Origin of the sequence: Roseomonas rosulenta (assembly GCF_016106005.1) — a bacterium.
GTDB lineage: Bacteria > Pseudomonadota > Alphaproteobacteria > Acetobacterales > Acetobacteraceae > Neoroseomonas > Neoroseomonas rosulenta.
Genome location: NZ_JACADR010000490.1, coordinates 1 through 1,718, shown reverse-complemented (window position 1 = coordinate 1,718; position 1,718 = coordinate 1). Strand labels below are relative to the sequence as shown.

Below are 1,718 nucleotides of genomic sequence, written 5' to 3'. Positions count from 1 at the left end.
GCGCGGGGACGCGCTGCGTCGCGGCCGGCGGCGCGGCGCCCGGGGCGAGAGTCATGGCCACGGTGCGCTCGGCGCAGATATCCGCGTTGCGGCGGACCACTTCCTGCCCGGTCTCCAGCACCATCCGGAGGTCGAAGCGGCAGCCCGCATTCTCCGACGGCCGCAGCGCGAAGACGTCGCCAGGCGCGAGCGGGCCGCGATTCAGCAGGTTGCCACCCCAGTCCGGCCGGCCGGTGCGCACGGCATGCAGTGCCGTGGCCGGCGTGGCGGTGCGGTTGACCACGCGGAAGGGCTCGCTCTGCGCCTGCGCCGGCGTGGCGGCGAGGACCGGCAGCAGCGCGGCGAGGATCAGGAAGGGCGCCATCGGCCACATCATGTCGGTGCCGCCTGCAGGCGAGTCAATCGCGCGCATGGGCCAGGGCGCGTCAGGACCGCGGCTGTGGCGCGGCCGCGGGCGGCGGCTGGTCGCCGGTTGCCGCCGCGGGCGCGAGCTCGACCGAGCGCGTGGTGCAGACATCCGCATTCTGGCGCTGGATCTCGGTGCCATCCTGCAGCACCAGGCGAATGTCGAGCCGGCATCCCGCACCCTCGCCCAGGCGCACGGCGAGGAACTGGCCCGCCGGCAAAGGCCCGCGATTGAGCAGGTTGGCGCTCCAGGCGCTGTTGCCGGTGCGCGTCACGTGCAGCGCGGTGGCCGGTTGCGCGGCGCGGTTGACGAAGCGCACAGGCTCGTTCTGCGCATGCGCCGCCGGGCCGGCCAGAATGCCGGTCACCACCAACAGCGACAGCATCCCGCGGCTCCTCACGGCCGGCCCCGCGCCGGGCCGGGCGGTGGCGGCGGCGCGGCTGCGGGCGCCGTCGCCGGATCGGGCGCCATCGTCACGACCCGCTCGGTGCAGAGGTCCACGTCGCGGCGCAATGCCTCGCGCCCGTCGCGCAGCACGAGCCGGACATCGAACCGGCAGCCGCTGCCCTCGCCGAGTTGCACCGACATCATGCCCTGCGGCTGCAGCGTCATCCCGGCCAGCAGGTTCGCCCCCCAGCCGGACGTGCCGACCGGCGCGAGGAACAGGCCCGTCGCCGAGACCGGCGCGGCGTTCATCACGCGCACCGGTTGGAGCTGCGCCAGCGCCGGCGCCGGGGGCAACAGCGCCGGGATCAGGACCAGGAAGGAGGTGAACCGCATGCCCTCACCATGTCGCGATCAGGGACTTGGCTGTCAATCGCGACGACTTGACCTTCCCATCGTGGCAGACCCCACATGGGAATGGCCATGCCCGAAGCCCCAATGCCCGAACCGCGCCTGCTGCTGCCCATCGCGGGCATGACCTGCGCTGCCTGCGCCGGCCGCGTACGGCGCGCCCTGCTGGCGGTGCCGGGGGTGGCCGCGGCCGAGGTGAACCCGGCCTCGGGCCTGGCGGAGGTGACCGGCACCGCCCCGGTGGCCGCGCTGGCCGCGGCGGTGGCGGGCGCGGGCTACAGCGTGCCGGAGGCGACCTTCGACCTGGCCGTGGGCGGCATGACCTGCGCGTCCTGCGTCGCGCGGGTGGAACGCGCCCTGGCGCGGGTGCCCGGCGTCCTGGCCGTGCAGGTGAACCTGGCGACCGAGCGTGCCCATCTGCGCGTGCTGGCCGGCAGGCCGGAGGCGGCGCTGGCCGCGGCGCTGGGGCGCGCCGGCTATCGCCTGGGCGCGTCGGACCGGGCCCCCAAATCGGAAG

General features: G+C 75.3%; 3 protein-coding genes and 1 pseudogene. 1 reads left to right on the top strand and 3 read right to left on the bottom strand.

Features of this window, described 5'->3' with window-relative positions; genetic code table 11:
• The 3 genes and pseudogenes from HW578_RS26190 to HW578_RS26180 all read right to left on the bottom strand — a co-directional run.
• Window positions 1–376, bottom strand: a pseudogene (locus tag HW578_RS26190) (trypsin-like peptidase domain-containing protein); the annotation flags it as partial.
• Between the two features lie 49 nt (window positions 377–425).
• Window positions 426–791: a hypothetical protein gene (locus tag HW578_RS26185; protein WP_198373639.1), complete on the bottom strand. Its 366-nt coding sequence runs from the start codon at window positions 789–791 to the stop codon at window positions 426–428.
• 11 nt (window positions 792–802) lie between these two features.
• A complete protein-coding gene (locus tag HW578_RS26180; RefSeq protein ID WP_198373638.1) occupies window positions 803–1,186 on the bottom strand; it encodes a hypothetical protein in 384 nt (127 codons plus the stop codon).
• An 87-nt stretch (window positions 1,187–1,273) separates the two neighbouring features.
• On the opposite strand from HW578_RS26180, the gene HW578_RS26175 reads away from it, so the two are divergent.
• The coding region (locus tag HW578_RS26175) for a heavy-metal-associated domain-containing protein (RefSeq protein WP_232479312.1) at window positions 1,274–1,718 on the top strand (445 nt) is incomplete at its 3' end.

What these genes read in the sequence shown, in the direction of transcription:
- HW578_RS26185 (WP_198373639.1), bottom strand. Translation starts at nt 791, where the DNA reads ATGCTGTCGCTGTTGGTGGTGACCGGCATTCTGGCCGGCCCGGCGGCG.
- HW578_RS26180 (WP_198373638.1), bottom strand. Translation starts at nt 1,186, where the DNA reads ATGCGGTTCACCTCCTTCCTGGTCCTGATCCCGGCGCTGTTGCCCCCG.